1 protein-coding gene is annotated in these 931 nt (G+C 68.4%); it reads left to right on the top strand.

All coding sequences use genetic code 11. The annotated features are described in order from the left end of the window. The coding region (locus HWX25_RS32630; protein ID WP_244138831.1) for an Ig-like domain-containing protein at positions 1 to 931 on the top strand (931 nt) is incomplete at both ends.

Genomic DNA, 931 nt, shown 5'->3' with positions numbered 1-931 from the left:
CGAGCGACGGCTTTGATTTCACGCTGCAGGTGGGCGGGGTGCCGAGCGCACCGTCGATCACGGGCGTGTTCGACGCGGTCGAGCCGCAGGTGGGCAATGTCGCGCCGAACGGCGAGACGAACGACACGCGGCCGACGGTGAGCGGCACGGCGCAGCCGGGCCACACCGTGCACGTGTTCGTGGACGGCAAGGAGGTGGGGATCGTCATCGCTGGGGACAACGGCCGCTGGTCGTATCGCCCGGAGACGCCGCTGGCGGAAGGCGAGCACGCATTCAGCGCGAAGGCCGAGTCGCCGGACGGCAAGATGAGCCCGTCGACGGGCGACTATTCGATCGTGGTGGACACGATTGCGCCGGAAGCGTCGAAGGACGAGACGCTGCTGGATGACGTTGGTAACGTGACGGGCCCGATCGCGAACGGGACGACGACGGACGACGCGACGCCGGTATACAGCGGCAAGGCGGAGGCCGGCGCGGTGGTGACGATTTACGACGGCGAGAAGGCGATCGGCTCGACGGTGGCGGGTCAGGACGGACGATGGACGTTCCGGCCGTCGGAGCCGCTGTCGGACGGTGCGCATCGACTGTCGACGACGGTGACGGACAAGGCGGGGAACACGAGCGAGCGAGGGGATTCGCACGAGTTCACGGTGGACACGAGCAAGATGTCGATCGCGCTGGACCAGGTGATCGACCACGTTGGCACGGTGCAGGGTCCGCTGCAGCCTGGACAGACGACGGACGATCGCCAGCCGGAAGTGACGGGCAAGGCGAAGCCTGGCTCGCTGGTGAAGGTGTACGTGGACGGAGAGGTGGTTGGCTCGGTGCAGGCGGGCGGCGACGGGCAGTGGTCGCTGAAGCTGCCGGCCCCGTTGTCGGAGGGGGCGCACGAGATCGCGGCGTCGTCGACGACGAACGGGATGGAGAGCGC

The sequence above is a fragment of the Burkholderia sp. BCC1640 genome (genome assembly GCF_902833125.1).
In the GTDB taxonomy this organism is placed as follows: domain Bacteria; phylum Pseudomonadota; class Gammaproteobacteria; order Burkholderiales; family Burkholderiaceae; genus Burkholderia; species Burkholderia diffusa.
Note: the sequence above shows the minus strand (reverse complement) of the source record. Positions and strands in the feature narration are given on the sequence as shown.